This is a genomic window from Bradyrhizobium embrapense (assembly GCF_001189235.2).
Classification (GTDB): domain Bacteria; phylum Pseudomonadota; class Alphaproteobacteria; order Rhizobiales; family Xanthobacteraceae; genus Bradyrhizobium; species Bradyrhizobium embrapense.
Window position 1 is genome coordinate 203,261 of the sequence record NZ_LFIP02000005.1, and the last position, 17,452, is coordinate 220,712.

The 17,452-nt window shown below is 65.6% G+C and carries 17 protein-coding genes and 1 other RNA gene; 8 read left to right on the plus strand and 10 right to left on the minus strand.

Going from position 1 to position 17,452, the window contains the following annotated elements:
• Window positions 1-81: 81 nt before the first annotated feature.
• The 5 genes from ffs to AKN83_RS23600 all read left to right on the plus strand — a co-directional run bounded on the left by ffs (window position 82) and on the right by AKN83_RS23600 (window position 3,684).
• An RNA gene (gene ffs, locus AKN83_RS23580) (signal recognition particle sRNA small type) lies at window positions 82-178 on the plus strand.
• A 112-nt stretch (window positions 179-290) separates the two neighbouring features.
• Window positions 291-2,144: a DNA polymerase III subunit gamma/tau gene (locus AKN83_RS23585; protein ID WP_050406071.1), complete on the plus strand. Its 1,854-nt coding sequence runs from the start codon at window positions 291-293 to the stop codon at window positions 2,142-2,144.
• Between the two features lie 21 nt (window positions 2,145-2,165).
• Window positions 2,166-2,486, plus strand: a complete 321-nt coding sequence (locus AKN83_RS23590; RefSeq protein WP_018269493.1) for a YbaB/EbfC family nucleoid-associated protein — start codon at window positions 2,166-2,168, stop codon at window positions 2,484-2,486.
• Between the two features lies 1 nt (window position 2,487).
• Window positions 2,488-3,093 (plus strand): recombination mediator RecR, encoded by a 606-nt coding sequence (recR, locus tag AKN83_RS23595; RefSeq protein ID WP_028335942.1) that lies wholly within the window; start codon window positions 2,488-2,490, stop codon window positions 3,091-3,093.
• A gap of 147 nt (window positions 3,094-3,240) precedes the next feature.
• A complete protein-coding gene (locus AKN83_RS23600; protein WP_157113524.1) occupies window positions 3,241-3,684 on the plus strand; it encodes a hypothetical protein in 444 nt (147 codons plus the stop codon).
• Window positions 3,685-3,889: 205 nt separating this feature from the next.
• On the opposite strand, the gene AKN83_RS23605 is transcribed toward AKN83_RS23600, so the two are convergent.
• On the minus strand, window positions 3,890-5,260 hold the full coding sequence (locus AKN83_RS23605) for an AmpG family muropeptide MFS transporter (protein ID WP_050406072.1): 1,371 nt from the start codon (window positions 5,258-5,260) through the stop codon (window positions 3,890-3,892).
• Between the two features lie 53 nt (window positions 5,261-5,313).
• Complete coding sequence (locus AKN83_RS23610) at window positions 5,314-6,522, minus strand: DNA recombination protein RmuC (RefSeq protein ID WP_050406073.1); 1,209 nt, start codon at window positions 6,520-6,522, stop codon at window positions 5,314-5,316.
• 170 nt (window positions 6,523-6,692) lie between these two features.
• Here AKN83_RS23610 and def point away from each other — a divergent pair, with 170 nt between their 5' ends.
• From def to truA, 3 genes are all read left to right on the plus strand, one after another.
• Window positions 6,693-7,220: a peptide deformylase gene (def, locus tag AKN83_RS23615; protein ID WP_050406074.1), complete on the plus strand. Its 528-nt coding sequence runs from the start codon at window positions 6,693-6,695 to the stop codon at window positions 7,218-7,220.
• 157 nt (window positions 7,221-7,377) lie between these two features.
• Window positions 7,378-8,313, plus strand: a complete 936-nt coding sequence (gene fmt, locus AKN83_RS23620; RefSeq protein WP_050406139.1) for a methionyl-tRNA formyltransferase — start codon at window positions 7,378-7,380, stop codon at window positions 8,311-8,313.
• Window positions 8,313-9,050, plus strand: a complete 738-nt coding sequence (gene truA / locus AKN83_RS23625; protein WP_050406075.1) for a tRNA pseudouridine(38-40) synthase TruA — start codon at window positions 8,313-8,315, stop codon at window positions 9,048-9,050. The genes fmt and truA overlap by 1 nt, the downstream gene beginning before the upstream one ends.
• A 107-nt stretch (window positions 9,051-9,157) precedes the next feature.
• On the opposite strand, the gene dapE is transcribed toward truA, so the two are convergent.
• From dapE to yidC, 8 genes are all read right to left on the minus strand, one after another.
• A complete protein-coding gene (gene dapE / locus AKN83_RS23630; protein ID WP_050406076.1) occupies window positions 9,158-10,312 on the minus strand; it encodes a succinyl-diaminopimelate desuccinylase in 1,155 nt (384 codons plus the stop codon).
• 199 nt (window positions 10,313-10,511) lie between these two features.
• Entirely contained in the window at window positions 10,512-11,357 is an 846-nt protein-coding gene (gene dapD / locus AKN83_RS23635; RefSeq protein ID WP_021079579.1) for a 2,3,4,5-tetrahydropyridine-2,6-dicarboxylate N-succinyltransferase, read from the minus strand.
• A 141-nt stretch (window positions 11,358-11,498) separates the two neighbouring features.
• Window positions 11,499-12,191: a pyrimidine 5'-nucleotidase gene (locus AKN83_RS23640; RefSeq protein ID WP_050406077.1), complete on the minus strand. Its 693-nt coding sequence runs from the start codon at window positions 12,189-12,191 to the stop codon at window positions 11,499-11,501.
• A gap of 161 nt (window positions 12,192-12,352) precedes the next feature.
• Window positions 12,353-13,339: a DUF1036 domain-containing protein gene (locus AKN83_RS23645; protein WP_050406078.1), complete on the minus strand. Its 987-nt coding sequence runs from the start codon at window positions 13,337-13,339 to the stop codon at window positions 12,353-12,355.
• 59 nt (window positions 13,340-13,398) lie between these two features.
• A complete protein-coding gene (argB, locus tag AKN83_RS23650) occupies window positions 13,399-14,292 on the minus strand; it encodes an acetylglutamate kinase (RefSeq protein WP_050406079.1) in 894 nt (297 codons plus the stop codon).
• Between the two features lie 92 nt (window positions 14,293-14,384).
• A complete protein-coding gene (locus AKN83_RS23655) occupies window positions 14,385-14,753 on the minus strand; it encodes a DUF423 domain-containing protein (protein WP_050406080.1) in 369 nt (122 codons plus the stop codon).
• Window positions 14,750-15,403: a ribosome biogenesis GTP-binding protein YihA/YsxC gene (gene yihA, locus AKN83_RS23660; RefSeq protein WP_063695482.1), complete on the minus strand. Its 654-nt coding sequence runs from the start codon at window positions 15,401-15,403 to the stop codon at window positions 14,750-14,752. The genes AKN83_RS23655 and yihA overlap by 4 nt, the downstream gene beginning before the upstream one ends.
• A 174-nt stretch (window positions 15,404-15,577) precedes the next feature.
• Complete coding sequence (yidC, locus tag AKN83_RS23665) at window positions 15,578-17,449, minus strand: membrane protein insertase YidC (protein WP_050406081.1); 1,872 nt, start codon at window positions 17,447-17,449, stop codon at window positions 15,578-15,580.
• Window positions 17,450-17,452 lie beyond the last annotated feature (3 nt).

Sequence of the window (17,452 nt, forward strand, 5' to 3'; positions counted from 1 at the left end):
CAGACAAGCCCCACAAAGCCAGCCCTACAAAGCCGGTCAGGCCGCTTGCTTTCCGGCGGTTTTGGCCCCAAATAGGGACCGGGAGATTGGCGGTGGACGAGCCACTCGCCAACCGGGTCAGGTCCGGAAGGAAGCAGCCCTAACGAGGTCCGGATCGGGTCGCTCGTCAGTCTCCTACCTGTTTTTCCGAGCGAATCGTGCTGGAATGGCGGTCTCCGCGCCCGGCGCTCGATTTCGGCTCCTATCCGCACGCCGGCCGAAGAGACAATTCCCAAGTTGCGGATCGATGCATGAATGACGCTGGCGACCCCTCCCAACCGTCCGACGGCGCAGGCAAGGCAAGCCTTGACGGCGGTTTTGATTTGGGCGGCGCGCCGGATGCGGCCAAGCCGTACCGGGTTCTCGCCCGCAAATACCGCCCCTCCAGCTTCGAGGATCTGATCGGCCAGGAGGCCATGGTGCGCACGGTCTCGAACGCGTTCGAGACCGGGCGGATTCCGCAGGCCTGGATCCTGACCGGCGTCCGCGGGGTCGGCAAGACCACCACCGCCCGCATTCTCGCCCGCGCGCTGAACTACGAAAAGCCGGACGGCTCGGTGAAGGGGCCGACCATCCACATGCCCGACCTCGGCGTGCACTGCCAGGCGATCATGGAAAGCCGGCACATGGACGTGCTGGAGATGGACGCCGCGTCTCACACCGGCGTCGACGATGTCCGCCAGATCAACGACAGCGTGCGCTATGCGCCGGCCAGCGCGCGCTACAAGGTCTACATCATCGACGAAGTCCACATGCTGTCGACGGCGGCCTTCAACGCCTTCCTGAAGACGCTGGAGGAGCCGCCGGAGCACGCCAAGTTCGTGTTCGCCACCACCGAAATCCGCAAGGTTCCGATCACGGTGCTGTCGCGCTGCCAGCGCTTCGACCTGCGCCGCGTCGAGGCCGACGTGCTGATGCAGCATCTCGGCAACATCGCGACCAAGGAAGGCGTCGAGGTCGAGCCCGAGGCGCTCGGTATCATCGCGCGCGCGGCCGAAGGATCGGTGCGTGACTCGCTGTCGCTGTTCGACCAGGCGATCGCGCATGCCGCAGGCAATGTGAAGGCCGATGCGGTCAGGCAGATGCTCGGCCTTGCCGACCGCACCCGCGTCATCGACCTCTTTGATTCGCTGGCGCGGGGCGATATCGCCAGCGCCTTTGCCGAATTCCGCGCGCAATACGACGTCGGCGCCGATCCGGTCGTGGTGCTGTCGGATCTCGCCGAGTTCGTCAATTTCGTCACCCGCGTGAAGTTCGTGCCGGCAACGGCCGACAATGTCGCGTTCGGCGAGACCGAGCGGGTGCGGGGGCGTGAATACGCCGCAAAACTGTCGACGCGCGTGCTGTCGCGGATGTGGCAGATGCTGCTCAAGGGCATTGCCGAGGTGCAGACCGCGACGCGCCCGGCCGCCGCCGCCGAGATGGTGCTGGTGCGGATCGCCTATGTCGCCGACCTGCCGACGCCGGATGAGGTGATCCGGATGATCGAGCAGAACGGCGGCGGCGCGGCCCTCGCGACGTCGGGCTCCGCCGCATCGTCAGCGCCGCGTGGCGCACCTGGCTCGACGATGTCGGCGATGCCCTCAGTGCCGGTGCGCGCGCCGCAGGCGGCACCGCGTGCCGATCTCGCCGCGCGCCCGCAGATGGCGGCTCCGGTCGCCGATGCCGCGCCGGCGCTGCGGATATCAAGCTTTCCGCAATTGATCGCGCTCGCCGGCGAGAAGCGCGACATCATGACCAAGAGCGCGCTGGAGGCCGACGTGCGGCTGGTCCGCATCGAGGACGGCCAGCTCGAGATCGCACTCGAGCCGAAGGCGCAGCGCGCGCTCGTCACCGATCTGCCCCGCAAGCTCGAACTATGGACCGGGCGGCGCTGGACCGTGATCATCTCCAACGCGGCCGGCCAGCCGACCGTGCGTTCGCAGAACGAACTGGCGCGCAGCGAGCACCAGCGCGCTGCGGAAGCCGATCCGCGCGTGCAGGAGGTGCTGGCGCGCTTCCCCGGCACCAAGGTGGTCGAGGTCCGCCGCCTTGCCGCCGAGGTACCGGTGGCGGATGCGACCGGCGAGGACCCGATTGAAACTTCCGACAGCGACGACGATTGATCAGATCATAGGAACGCACGCATGGCTGATTTTCTCGGCATGATGAAGCAGGCAGCGCAGCTGCAATCCAAGATGCAGGAGATGCAGGAGCAACTTGGCAATGTCGAGGTCGAAGGCATTTCCGGCGGCGGCCTGGTCGCGGTGCGCATGACCGCGAAGATGGAAGTGAAGGGCATCAAGATCGATCCGTCGCTGATGAAGCCGGAGGAGCGCGAGGTGCTCGAGGATCTCTTGGTCACCGCGCATGGCGATGCCCGCCGCAAGGCCGAAACCGCGATGCAGGAAAAGATGATGGCGCTCACCGGCGGGCTCGGCCTGCCGCCGGGATTTGGTCCGACCTAAAATGGCTGCAAGCGTTGCCGGCCCCGAAATCGAACGCCTGATCCAGCTGCTGGCGCGGCTGCCGGGCTTAGGGCCTCGTTCGGCGCGGCGCGCGGCGCTGCATCTGATCAAGAAGCGCGAAGCGCTGATGACGCCGCTCACCGCGGCGCTGCAGGTCGCGATCGACAAGATCCAGGTCTGCAAGACCTGCGGAAACATCGATACACAAAACCCCTGCACGGTGTGCACCGATCCGCGCCGCGATCCCTCGATCATCGTCGTGGTCGCCGATGTCGCCGATCTCTGGGCGCTGGAACGCGCCAATGCGACCAATGGCCGCTATCACGTGCTCGGCGCAACGCTATCGCCGCTCGACGGCGTCGGTCCGCAGGATCTCACCATCGATCAGTTGGTGGCGCGCGCGCATGCGCCTGAGGTCAGCGAGATCATCCTCGCCTTGAATGCGACCGTCGATGGCCAGACCACCGCGCACTACATCACCGACCTGTTGTCGGAGGCCAATGTGCGGGTGACGCGGCTGGCGCATGGCGTGCCTGTTGGCGGCGAGCTTGATTACCTCGATGAAGGTACGCTATCGGCAGCCATGCGGCAGCGGACGCTGTTCTAGCACGCGATCCGGCTGCCGGACGCGGCGGTGTTCGCCAGGCGATCCGTCACAAGTCGAAAAGATCGCATTGAGACAAAATGATAGGGTGGATGACGATTCGGGGACGGTGATCCACGCTCTGACGAATTAAATACGGAACCACTGCAAATGACGACACACCGATTCGGCGTACGCTCGGGCTTTGCGTTCTCGGGCATTGCGTTTCTTGCGGCGATCTTCGCCGCGTCCGGCGCGCTCGCGCAGCAGAGCGACGCGCCACAGAAGCCCGGCAAGATGATCCACGCCGGCGACGTGCTGTCGGGGGAACTCGGCGTCATGAAGGTGCGCGACAACAAGAACCGCAGCAAGCGCGTCGCCACTTACCAGATCACCAGCGAGCCGCGCCGCCTGCCGCCGCCGAACGGTCTGTGCAATCTCGAAACCGGCCCTGAAACCTTCCAGCTCGTTCCAACCAACGACGCCCAGGCCGCGCAGCTCAAGAGCCTCTCCGGCAAGGCGATCTCGGTGAAGGTCGACGAGGTCACCTGCGCCAAGGACGCCGGCGAGATGAGCGAAGCCATCGTCACCAAGTGGAGCGTGGTGGCGAAGTAGGACCGCGCCTGTAGCCCGGATGGGAGCGCAGCGACGTTTCTTCTCCTTCCCCCTGCAAGGGGGAAGGTCGGGATGGGGGTCCGCCGCGAGCGACGCTGGGCGTGGAGAGACAAGATCCCCACCCGCTTTGCTCTGCGAGCAAAGCGACCTCCCCTTCAAGGGGAGGTTTGAGAGACTGCAATCCTGCGGCCGTTCCGTAGCCCGGCTAAACCCTCACCGGCCCCAGCTCATCGAAATGTCCGCGCCGCTGCAGCCAGGCCAGCAGGACCAGGCTCGGGATCGCGACCAGCACGCAGATCACGAAGAACATCTGCCAGCCGACCGCCTTCGCCACATAGCCGGCGCCCGACGACAGATAGGTGCGGCCGACCGCTGCGAGCGCGGTGAGCAGCGCGTACTGGGTCGCGGTGTGCAGCGGATTGCGGCACAGCGCCGACAGATAGGCGACGAAGATCACGGTGCCGATCGCGCTGGTGAAATTCTCCGCGGTGATCGCAAGTGCCAGCGCCCATTGATCGACGCCGACATGCGCAAGCCAGGAGAACGAGAGGTTGGCGACCGCCTGCAGCACGCCGCCGATCCAGAGGCTGGTCGCCAGCGAATAGCGCCGCGCCACGAAGCCGCCGGCGAAGCCGCCGATCAGGGTCGCGGCAAGTCCGACGCCCTTCACGATCGCCGCGTAATCGACCTTGGAAAAGCCGATGTCGATCACGAACGGCGCGGTCATGGTGCCTGAAAATGCGTCGGTGAACTTGAACAGCACTACGAAGGCGAGCGCCGCGAAGGCGTCCTTGCGGCTGAGGAATTCGGAGAACGCACCGAGCGCCGCGTGCACCACGCGCTCCGCAGCGTTCTGCGCATGCGTCGCCGCCTCCGCGCCCTTCGATTGCGCCGGCTCTGTGGCCGCCAGCGCGGTGACGATGCCGATCACCACCAGCGCGGCCATCACCACATAGCCCCACATCCAGGCCGACGGGCGCGCCACGCCGGCGGACTCGAAACCGCTGACGATGAACAGCGCGCCGGCGGTCGAGACCAGCATGCCGATGCGATAGGCCGCGACATAGGACGCCATGCCGGCGGCCTGCTCGCTTTCCGGCAGGCTCTCGACGCGGAAGGCATCGACCACGATGTCCTGCGTCGACGAGGCCGCGGCGACCAGCAGCGCGGCGAACGCCGCGAACCATGGTGATCGCGCCGGGTCGGCCATCGCCAGCACCAGGATCGCCGCGATCAGGAGCAGCTGCGAGAACAGCAGCCAGCCGCGGCGGCGCCCGAAGATCTGCGTGAACAGCGGCACGTGCAGCGCATCGACCAGCGGCGCCCACAGGAACTTCAGCGTATAGGGCGTGCCGATCAGCGCCAGCAGCCCGATGGTGCCGAGATCGACCCCGGCCTCCTTCATCCACACCTGCAGCGTCGAGCCCGACAGCGCCAGCGGCAAGCCGGACGAGAAGCCGAGCAGCAGCACGATCAGCACCCGCGGCTGCAGGTACACCGCGAAGCTGTCGCGCCAGGAGGTGGGGGGCGGAGCGGCCTTTTCCGGTGGGGGCGCAGTCGCTTCGGGTGCGGTCATGAACTTCTGTTAGCAGATTCGAGCCGCAAAGACGGTGTCAGCTGAGCTTATGCCTACTCCCCTGCCTGCAGCTTGCGCGGGGCGGGGAACAGCTCGGACGTGCTGCCCTTGACGAAGCGCGGCACCTCGATCGGGGTCTCGGACTTGCTGAAATCGAGTTCCTCGATGCGGCCGGCGCGCTTTTCGATCTTGTCGGCGGAGATCAGGATCTGCCTGACATCCTCGTTGACCTGGCCGAAATGGGTCTGCAGCTTGAGCACACGCTCGCGCAGGCGGCCGAGGTCGTCACCAAGGTGCATCACCTCGTTGCGGATCTGGTCGGCGGCGTCGCGGATGCGGGCGTCCTTGAGGATCTGCTGCATCACCTGGATCGCCAGCATCAGGAGCGAGGGCGATACCAGCACGACACGGGCGCGATAGGCCTTCTGGATCACGTCGTCGAAGCCGTCATGGATTTCGGCATAGACCGATTCCGACGGCACGAACATCAACGCGGTGTCCTGGGTCTCGCCCGGGATCAGATACTTCTCCGCGATGTCGCTGACATGCTTCAGCACGTCGGCGCGCAGCCGCTGGCTGGCAAATTTGCGTTCCTCGTCGCTGCGCGCATCGTGCAGCGCGGTCATCGCTTCCAACGGAAATTTCGCGTCGATGCAGAGCGGGCGCTGGTCGGGCAGGAACACCACGCAATCCGGCCGCTTGCCCGACGACAACGTGTACTGGAACTCGAACGAGCCTTTCGGCATGCCGTCCTGCACGATCGCCTCCATCCGCGCCTGGCCGAACGCGCCGCGCGATTGCTTGTTGGCGAGCACGTCGCGCAACGTCGTCACCTGGGTGGTGAGCTCGTTGAGGTTCTTGTGGGCGTGGTCGATGATGCCGAGCCGCTCGTGCAGCACGCGCAGCGAATCCATCGTGTTGCGGGTGGTCTGTTCCATCGATTGGCCGACCCTGTGGGTCACCGAATCCAGCCGCTCATTGACCGCACGGGCCATCTCGGCCTGGCGGCCGGCCAGTGCCTGCCCCATTGCGTCGACCCGCCCGGAGGCCTCGCTCTGGGCCCGCAACATGTCGGCCAGCCGCTCCTCCAACTCGTCGGCGCGAATGGCCTGTGCCATCGCGAGTTCCGCGCCGCGCCGGCTGGCGCGCGCGATCACTACGGCGATGGCAAGCAGCAGGATCAGCGCCAGCGCGCCAAGGCCGACCAATGCGTCGGAGACCCGGATCGGGAGGTCGCCAATCGTGAGCAGAATCTCGTTCATGCCGTCAGTTGTAGCCGATTCGGCGCCACCATCGAACGAAAAGGGAACGTTTATGGTAAACACTCCCTCAAATCTCCTGGTTAACACCGCCTGAAGAAACGTGGTTGAGGCCGTCTTAACCGGTTCCCGAACGCATTGACCGCATCAGGCCCGCGGCTTAAATCGCCGCCATGGCATTACGAGAAATCATCATCCTGCCGGACAAGCAGTTGCGTCTGGTGTCGAAACCGATCGAGAAGGTGACGCCGGAGATCCGCAAGCTCGCCGACGACATGCTCGAGACCATGTATGACGCGCCCGGCATCGGGCTCGCGGCGATCCAGGTCGCGCAGCCGCTGCGGCTGATCACCATGGACCTCGCCAAGCGCGACGAGAACGGCGACACCACGCCACAGCCGCGGGTGTTCATCAACCCGGAGATCATCTCGCATTCGGAAGAGCTGTCGGTCTACGAAGAGGGCTGCCTGTCGATTCCCGAATATTACGAGGAGGTCGAGCGCCCGGCGCGGGTGCGCCTGCGCTTCACCGACCTCGACGGCAAGCTGCACGAGGAGGATGCCGAGGGGCTCTACGCCACCTGCATTCAGCACGAGATCGACCATCTCAACGGCGTGCTGTTCGTGGACTATTTGTCGAAGCTGAAGCGCGACCGCGTCTTCAAGAAATTCGAGAAGGCCGCCAAGCGCGCGGCGGAGTGAGTGTTGGCGTGACTAGCATTTCCGCTTGCGCGGTAAGCCCTCTCCCCCCTTGTGGGGGAGAGCTGGAGAGGGGGGTAGCCGCAAACACCGCCGTTGCGGCTACCCCCCTCCCTAACCCTCCCCCACAAGGGGGGAGGGAACGCAGCGGGTGCTGTTGATGCCTCTTCGCCTGATCTTCATGGGCACGCCCGATTTCGCGGTGCCGACGCTGCTGGAGCTGGTGGCCCATGGCCATGAGGTCGTGGCGGTGTATACCCGCGCGCCGAAGCCGGGCGGCCGGCGCGGCCTGCAATTGCAGCCGACGCCGGTCGAGCAGGAGGCGCGCCGCCTCGGCATTCCCGTGCTGACGCCGAAGACCCTCAAGACTCCGGAAGCGCTCGACGAATTTCGCGCGCACGACGCCGATGCCGCCGTCGTCGTCGCCTATGGCATGATCCTGCCGCAGGCGATCCTGGATGCGCCGAAGCTCGGTTGCTTCAACCTGCATGCTTCGTTGCTGCCGCGCTGGCGCGGCGCCGCGCCGATCAACCGCGCCATCATGGCGGGCGACGCCGAGAGCGGCGTGATGGTGATGAAGATGGATGTCGGCCTCGACACCGGCGACGTCGCGATGGCCGAGCGGCTGCCGATATCAGACAGCATGACGGCATCCGACCTGCACGACGCGCTGGCGCCGCTCGGCGCCGATCTGATGGTGCGTGCGATGGGCGGGCTGCAGCGCGGCGGCTTGCAGCTGACCAAGCAGAGCGAGCACGGTGTCACCTATGCCGCCAAGATCGAGAAGGCCGAGGCGCGGATCGACTGGACGCAGCCGGCGCGTGCGGTGCTGCGCCACATCCATGGGCTGTCGCCGTTTCCCGGCGCCTGGTGCGAGCTCGCGGGCGAGGGCGAGCCGGTGCGGCTGAAGATCCTGCGCTGCGAACTGGCGAAAGGCTCGGGCGCGCCGGGCGATGTGCTCGATGATAATCTTGCGATCGCCTGCGGCGACGGCGCGATCCGAATCCTCGAACTGCAGCGCGCTGGCAAGGCGCCGATGAAGGCGGCGGATTTTCTGCGCGGCACGCCGCTGAAGCCGCCTGCGCGGCTCGCCTGATGCCTCGCTACAAGCTCACCATCGAATATGACGGCACGCCGTTCTCCGGCTGGCAGATCCAGGATACCGCGCCGACCGTGCAGGGCGCGCTGGAGGCGGCGGTCAAGGCGATCTGCGGCGAGGACGTGCGCGTCCATGGCGCCGGGCGTACCGATGCCGGCGTGCATGCCCGCGGCCAGGTCGCGCATTGCGACATCGCCAAGCAGTTTCCGCCCGGCCGCTTTCGCGACGGGCTGAATGCGCATCTACGGCCGAATCCGATCGCCGTGCATGCAGCCGAGATCGTATCGGACGATTTCGAGGCGCGGTTCTCGGCGATCAAGCGGCACTATCTCTATCGCATCGCCAACACGCGGGCGAACCTCGCGCTCGACATCGGCCGGGTCTGGCGCGTGCCGCGCGCGCTCGATGCTGGCGCGATGCACGAGGCCGCGCAGCGGCTGCTCGGCAAGCACGATTTCACCACCTTCCGCGACACCGAATGCCAGGCCAGATCGCCGGAGAAGACGCTCGACCAGCTCGACGTCACGCGTGAGGGCGACGCCATCAACATCGTGACGTCGGCGCGCTCGTTCCTGCACAGCCAGGTGCGCTCGATGGTCGGATCGCTGGTCTGGGTCGGCGAGGGTCGCTGGAGCGCGGACGATCTCTTCGGTGCGCTCGCCGCCCGCAACCGCGCCGCCTGCGGCCCCGTCGCGCCGCCGGACGGGCTCTATCTGATGCGGGTGGATTATTAGGCGGTCGCCTTACACGCTGTATCTGGTGCGGATGGCCTGTTAGTGGCCCCAATCCCTACGGTGCATGGGGTTGTTTTCGATGTTTTGGTCCAGCCGGGCGGCTGGCCCTATGCAAAATACCGGTCCAGCACGCCGCGATAGATCTTGGTCAGCTTCTCGAGGTCGGCCACCGGCGTGCGCTCGTCGATCTGGTGCATGGTCTGGCCGACCAGGCCGAACTCGATCACCGGGCAGTAGCTCGAGATGAAGCGTGCGTCCGAGGTGCCGCCCGAGGTGGAGAGCTCCGGCTTGCGGCCGGTGACCTCCTCGATCGCGGCGACCGCGAGATCGGTGAACGGGCCGGGCTGGGTCACGAACACGTTCGAGTTCGACGGTTGCCAGTCGATGTGGGCGCGGATGCGGTTGCCGCAGGCTTTTGCCAGCCGCGCATCGACCAGCTGCCGCAGGCTCTCCTGGGTGTGGTTGTCGTTGTAGCGGATGTTGAACCTGGCCCGTGCCTGGCCCGGGATCACATTGCTCGCGGTGTTGCCGACATCGACCGTGGTGAATTCGAGGTTGCTGGCCTGGAATTGCGCGCTGCCGTGATCGAGCGGCTCGTCGCTCAGCGCCACGATCAGCCGCGAGATATCCGGCACCGGGTTCGAGGCGCGGTGCGGATAGGCGACATGGCCCTGCACACCGTCGACGACCAGTGTGCCGGATTGCGAGCCGCGCCGGCCGATCTTGATCATGTCGCCGAGCACCTCGACATTGGAGGGCTCGCCGAGCACGCAATGGTCGAACTTCTCGCTGCGCTCGGCGCACCATTTCAGCAGCTTGACGGTGCCGTTGATCGAGACGTCTTCCTCGTCGCCGGTGATCAGGAAGGAGATCGAGCCGTTTGGCTTGCCATCGTGGTCCTTGAGATATTGCAGCACCGCGGCGACACTGCAGGCGATGCCGCCCTTCATGTCGACGGCGCCGCGGCCGTAGAGATAGCCGTCCTTGACCTCGCCGGAGAACGCGCCGAGGGTCCACGCCGCCTCATTGCCGGGCGGCACCACGTCGGTGTGGCCGGCGAAGGTGATATGCGGCACTGATGAGCCGATGCGGGCATAGAGATTGTCGATGTCGGCGGTGCCGGGCTCGGAGAACGTCACGCGGTGGACGTCGAAGCCAGCGCTTTTCAGCAAATTTTCGAGCACGCCAAGCGCGCCGGCGTCGGCCGGGGTGACGGAGCGGCAGCGAACCAGATCGCGGGTAATCGAGACAGCATCACTCATGCGCCTCGCATAACACGTCACACCGCGGCTGGACCAGCGTTGTGCGGCATCATTCGAGCTCGCCCTGCTGATCCCAGCCCTGCGTGGAGTGCGACCCGCTGTCGCGGTGGCCGCCTCGCGCACATGGGTCTTTCCAAGCTGAGGCCGCTGAGAAAGCGGCCACCTCTGGGTGACGGGATAACGACTCGCCGTGGCGTTCTTAGTCCCGCAGCAGCTCGTTGATGCTGGTCTTGGCGCGGGTGCGCTCGTCGACGCGCTTGACGATCACGGCGCAGGCGGTGGCGGGTCCGGGCTGGCCGTTCTTCAGCGGCTTGGCGGGCAGCGTGCCGGGAACGACGACGGCATATTCCGGGACCTCGCCGACGAAGATCTCGCCGGTCTCGCGATCGACGATCTTGGTCGAGGCACCCAGGAACACGCCCATCGACAGCACCGCGCCCTTGCGCACGATGACGCCTTCGGCGACCTCGCTGCGCGCGCCGATGAAGCAGTCGTCCTCGACGATCACGGGCTCGGCCTGCAGCGGCTCGAGCACGCCGCCGATTCCGACGCCGCCGGAGATGTGCACGCGCTTGCCGATCTGGGCGCAGGAGCCGACCGTCGACCAGGTGTCGATCATGGTGGCTTCATCGACATAGGCGCCGAGATTGACGAAGGAGGGCATCAGCACGACGTTGCGGGCGATGAAGGCCGAGCGGCGCACGATCGCGCCGGGCACGGCGCGGAAGCCGGCATCGCGGAAGCGGTTCTCGCCCCAGCCCTCGAACTTCGAGGGCACCTTGTCCCACCACGAAGCCTTGCCCGGGCCGCCGGCGATCTGGCCCATGTCGTTGAGGCGGAACGAGAGCAGCACCGCCTTCTTCAGCCACTGATTGACCTTCCACTTGCCGCTGGCCTCGCGCTCGGCGACGCGGGCCTCGCCCTTGTCGAGCAACTCCAGCGCGTGGTCGACGGCTTCGCGTACCTCGCCCTTGGTCGAGGTCGAGATGCCTTCGCGGGCGTCGAACGCGGTGTTGACGGTGGTTTCGAGGGCGGACAGCGACATCGGGACAATCCTTGGGCGTATCGGGGATATGACGGGAATTTTGCAGGGCTTTTTCGGAATTTGGGGCCGCCGAGTCAAGGCATACTCGGCTGCCGGCGGAGCAGCCTCTCTGCGCCTTCGCCGGGACGGCGTGGGGAGAGGTCAGGGCCTAAGCCGCTGCAAGAAGCCGGTGAGATCGTCCGTGACGTGGTCGACATGCGCCGCGTCGCGCCCCTCCAGCTCCCAGGTCTCGCGGACCACCTCCTGGCTGCCGTCGGGCACGACGAGCACGGTGGTCATGCCGAGCTCATGCGGCACCACCAGATTGCGCGCAAGGTCCTCGAACATCGCAGCCTTTGACGGATCGACGTCGTGCAGCTTCAGGAACTTCTGGTAGGTCTGCGGCGCCGGCTTCGGCTCGAGATCGGCGGCGATGATGTCGAACACGCCATCGAAATGATTGGAGATGCCGAGCCGGCCCAGCACAGCGTCGACGTGGTCGACCGAGCCGTTGGTCAGGATCAGCTTGCGCCCCGGCAGTTTTGCGATCGCAGCGCCCATCGCCGGATTCGGCTGCAGCGGCGAATGGTCGATCTTGTGCACATAAGCGAGATAGTCGTCGGCCTGCACGCCGTGCTCGGTCATCATGCCGCGCATCGTGGTGCCGTAGCGCAGGTAATAGTCCTTCTGCAGCCGCCGTGCCTCCTCGGGCGAGATCTTCAGCCAGTTGCCGACGAACTCGCCGATCCGCGCATCGACCTGCTGCCACAGATTGACGTGATGCGGATACAGCGTGTTGTCGAGGTCGAATACCCAGGTCTCGACATGGCCGAAGCTGCGGGGAGTTTTAGTCATGGCTTTCTCCGCGTGTCGTCCCTGCGAAGCAGGGACCCATACGCCGTGCCTGATATTGTTGAGCAAGACGGAAGTAACCTTCGCTTGGGGACGCAGACAACTACAAAACACCGGCCTGTGGTTATGGGTCCCTGCTTTCGCAGGGACGACGAAAGAAACGATCACGGCATCGCAAAGCGCAGCGTCTTGCCGCCGCTGGTCATGTCGACGGTGGTGAAGCCGAGCGGGGTGAGGCCGCGCGTCGTGCAGTCGCCCTGCTCGTTGACCTCGAACTTGCTGTCGCGGGTGCAGAGCTGCACCGCGCCGCCCCAGTTCAGCGGCTTGTCCTTGATGCGGATGGCACGGTTGTCGGCGTCGACGGCTTCGGCGAAGGAATAGATCTGCTTCGGCGTGCCCGATACGTCGGGATGCAGGCATTTGCCGGGGTCGATGCGATACCAGCCACGGCTTGTCACCACCTTGCCGTCATCGGTCGCAACCGCGGCCATCACCTTGTGCGGCGTGTCGTTGCACCAGGTCAGCCCGGTCGGCGACGGCTTCTGCACGGCATCGACCATGGTGGTGAAGAAGTTCGGCGACTGCACGATGTCGCTGCCGAGGCCGCGGCTCTTGAGGAATGCCGAGAGCGCGCTCTGGGTCTTCGGCCCGTCGACGCCGTCGATCGGCGCCGCGTCATAGCCTGCGATCACCAGCAGACGCTGAATGCCGGCGAGCCGCGCCTGCTCGTCGTCATACTCGCTGTCTTCGGCGAGGTAGGCGACGAGATTGCCGTCATCGGTCTGGGTCGGCGTGATCTGGGTGAACTGCGCCGGTGTCTGGCCGGAGCGGCATTGGCGTGCAGCCGCGATCACGAAGTTGTCCTGCGCAACGCAGAGCGTGTCGGTGCCGTTCTGCGGGATCGGCGAGGCGCCGTAGACGCCGAGCGCGCGGGCATTGAGCAGTACGCGGTCGGCGGTCAGCGCCCCCTGCACCACGACCCGGCAGGTCGCGGGATCGATGCGGAACCAGCCGCGCGTTGCGGTTGCGGCCTTGTCGTCGATGCCGATCGCGGCCTCGATCACATAGCTCATGCGGTTGCAGAGCTTGAGGTCGGCATGCGCCGGCGCCGACGAGAACAGGAACGACATCAGCGCGGCCGGCAGCGACATCGCGAGCCGCGCCCCCGGCGACCGGCGAGGGATCCTCGCCGTGTGTCCCGCGTCTGCCATTACTTGTGGATCAGCGTGCCGGTGCCCTGGTTGGTGAAGAGTTCGAGCAGCACCGCGTGCTGGGTCTTGCCGTCGATGATGACGACGCCCTGCACGCCCTGTTCGAGCGCGTAGATGCAGGTCTCGACCTTCGGGATCATGCCGCCGGAAATCGTGCCGTCGGCGATCAGCTTGCGGGCTTCCTTGATCGACAGGTCCGGAATCAGCTTCTTGGACTTGTCGAGCACGCCGGGCACGTCGGTCAGCAGCAGCAGGCGCTTGGCCTTCAGCGCGCCCGCGATCGCGCCGGCAAAGGTGTCGGCGTTGATGTTGAGGGTCTGCCCATCCTTCGAGGTTGCGAGCGGCGCCAGCACCGGGATCAGCTCATAGCCGATCAGCTGGTTGAGCAGCGTGAGGTCGACCTTTTCGGGATCGCCGACGAAGCCGAGGTCGACCGCTTTCTCGATGTGGGAATCCGGATCGACCATGGTGCGCGTCGTCTTCGATGCCTTCACCATGTTACCGTCCTTGCCGGAGAGGCCCACGGCCTTGCCGCCGGCCTCGTTGATGTAGCCGACGATCTGCTTGTTGACCGAGCCGGCCAGCACCATCTCGACGATCTCGATGGTCGCGGCGTCGGTGATGCGCAGGCCCGCGGCGAATTCCGACTGGATGCCGAGGCGCTTCAGCATGGTCGCGATCTGCGGTCCGCCGCCATGGACGACCACCGGATTGATCGCGGTCTGCTCGAGCAGCACGATGTCGCGCGCGAACGCCTTGGCGGTGTCCTCGGCCCCCATAGCATGGCCGCCGTACTTGATGACGATGGTTTCCTCGTCATATTCCTGCATGTGCGGCAACGCCTCGGACAGGATGCGGGCCTGATCGAGCGGGCTGATCTGCTGGTCGGTCATGGGGCTGGTCTCATCGTCAGCGGAGGGACGGGCGCGGTTCTATCTGATTGCCGGGCAGGGCGCAAAGCGGGAGGGGAATTCCGGGCTGCGGGTCACGGCTGCGGCCACATGGCCGAAACCGCCAGCACCAGCCAGCTCAGGATCAGCAGCGTTCCGCCTGATGGAGCGGCCATCGGAAACAAGCCGTGGCCTGCATACTGGCGCAGCACGAGGTCGCCGGCGAACAATGACGCTGCGATGACGAAGCCAGCCGCGGACACGACGCCGAGCTTTGTATGGATGATCGCGCGCTCAGCGACCGCAATGGTCGCGATGGCGGCAGGTGCATGGAACAGCAGCATCGACGACGCGGCCGCCAGCCGCGTGGCATCCGGCAGATGGGCTGCGGCCGCCGCCAGGATCACGCCGCAGGCGCCCATGATGGCGGCAAGGCCAATCAGGAGGCGGGATACGCGGTTCATCGGCGCCGCTCCTCGATCAGGCGTACCATGGCGGCGCGCAGCTCCGGCATCCCGTCGCCGGTGCGCGACGAGGTCACCAGCACCTCGGGGAACGCAGCGGGATGCTTTGCGAGCGTCGCAATGGTGTCGGCGATGACGGTCTTGAGTTCGCCGACCTTGACCTGGTCGGCCTTGGTCAGCACGACCTGGTAGCTGACTGCGGACTTGTCCAGCGTCTTCAGCACGTCGAGATCGACGTCCTTGATGCCGTGGCGGGCGTCGATCAGCACATAGACTCGCGCCAGCGTCGCGCGCCCGAGCAGGAATTTGTGGATCAGCGCGGTCCATGACGCGACCTTGGTCTTGGGCGCCGAGGCGTAGCCGTAGCCCGGCATGTCGACCAGGCGGAAGCCCGCCTTCTCCGGCCCCTCGAAGAAGATCAATTCCTGGGTGCGGCCGGGCGTATGCGAGGTGCGAGCCAGGTTGCTACGGCCGGTCAGTGCGTTGATCAGGCTCGACTTGCCGACATTGGAGCGGCCGGCAAAGGCGACCTCGAGGCCGGCCATCGGCGGCAGCGTCTCGATCGAGGGCGAAGCCCAGATGAAGCGCCAGTCGCCGGCGAACAGCTTTCGCCCCTGCTCGATCAGCTCCGCATCAGGTTCGGCGGTCATGCGAAGTATCCCGTTTCATCGTGGCCAGGCGAAAGCCCGAAGCGCAGCCTTGGCGTAAGACGACCCGGCCATCCGCGTCAACCGGCCATGCACGTCAACGCCTTGCTGCCCTCCAATACGTCAATGCCCGGCACGAGGCCGGGCATGACGCAGTGATAGATCGGGCGCGGGAAGCTATGTTGGCTTCTTGGCGAACGTCGACTTCAGATTGTCGAACAACTCCACCTTCACGCCGTTCTTGCGCATGATGAAGCTCTGCTGCAGCACCGAGAGCGTGTTGTTCCAGGCCCAGTAGATCACGAGACCCGCCGGGAAGCCGGCCAGCATGAAGGTGAAGATCAGCGGCATCCAGTCGAAGATGATCTTCTGGGTCGGATCCGGCGGCGCCGGATTGAGCTTCATCTGCACCCACATCGTGATGCCCATGATGATCGGCCAGATGCCCATTACCAGGTACGAGCCGAAATGCGGTCCGAGCAGCGCGATCGGATCGAACGGGATCAGCCCGAACAGCGTGAACAGATTGGTCGGATCGGGCGCGGAGAGATCCTTGATCCAGCCGAAGAACGGCGCGTGCCGCATTTCGATGGTGATGAACAGCACCTTGTAGAGCGAGAAGAACACCGGGATCTGCAAGGCGACGGGAAGACAGCCGGCGATCGGGTTGATCTTCTCCTTCTTGTAGATCTCCATCATCTCCTGCTGCTGCTTCACGCGGTCGTCAGGATAGCGTTCCTTCAGCGCCTGAAGCTGCGGCTGCACCGACTTCATCTTCGCCATCGAGGCGTAGGACTTGTTGGCGAGCGGGAAGAACAGCAGCTTCACGATCACGGTCACCAAGAGGATCGCGATGCCGAAATTGCCGACCAGGCGATAGAACCAGTCGAGCGCCAGGAACATCGGCTTGGTGATGAAGTAGAAATGGCCCCAGTCGATCAGGAGATCGAAATGGTTGAGGCCGAGCTGCTTGTTGTAGCCGCCGAAACCGACCAGCGGGAAGTTGAGGCCGACGGTGGCGGCTTCCTTTGCGCCGGCGAACAGCCGTCCAGTGGCAACGCCGGTGCCGCCGATCGGAATGGTCTGCGCGGCGAGCATGTAGTCGGCCTGGTAGCGCTTGTCGCCGGCCGTGAACCTGGCGGTCTCGAGCGTTGCGTTGGTCTCGGGCAGCAGCGCCGCGGCCCAGTATTTGTCGGTGATGCCGAGCCAGCCGTCGGTGATCTTCGAGAACACGACGCCGCGCGAGTTTCCGCCGGTCGGGGTCTTGGCCTCGTCGAGGTTCTTGTAGGTGAATTCCTGCAGGCCCTGTTCGCCGAGATAGCCGATCGGACCTTCGTGCAGGATCGCGTAGCCGGAGACCGGCGGCTTGCCGCCGCGCGAGATCAGGCCGAACGGATATAGCGTCACCGGCGCGCTGCCTTGATTGATGACCTCGTCCTTGATGCTGAAGAGGTAGCGATCGTCGATCGAGATGGTGCGGCGGAAGGTCAGGCCCTGGCCGTTCTCATATTTCAGCGTCACCGGGGTGCTCGGCGAGAGGCTGTTCGATCCCTCCTGCTCCCAGACGGTTTCGGCATTCGGCGTCTTCACCGACGAGCCGTTGGCGGTCAGCCACAGGAACTCGGCATAATAAGGTTCGGCGGTGCCCGACGGAGACAGCAGCACGACGGCCGGCGATTTGGGGTCGACCGTCTCGCGGAACTGAACCAGCGATATGTCGTCGATCCGGGCGCCCTTCAGCGCGATGCTGCCGATGACGCGCGGGGTCTCGATCTTGATGCGCGGGCCGGCCGCGAGCACCGTCTCGCGGCTCGCCACCGGAGTATCGCCAGCCGGCGCGCCCGGTGCCAGGGAGGGCGTCGTTGCGCTTCCCGGAGCGGCGCCGGCAGCGGCACCCGGGGTCGCCTGCGGCGCAGGCTTCAGCAGCTCGGCCTGGCGCTGCGCCTCGCGCTGCTTCTCCATCTGCGGCACGTTGTAGAAGTATTGCCAGGCGATCAGGACGAGGCCCGACAGAATGACGGCAAGGATCGTGTTGCGATTGTCGGACATCTC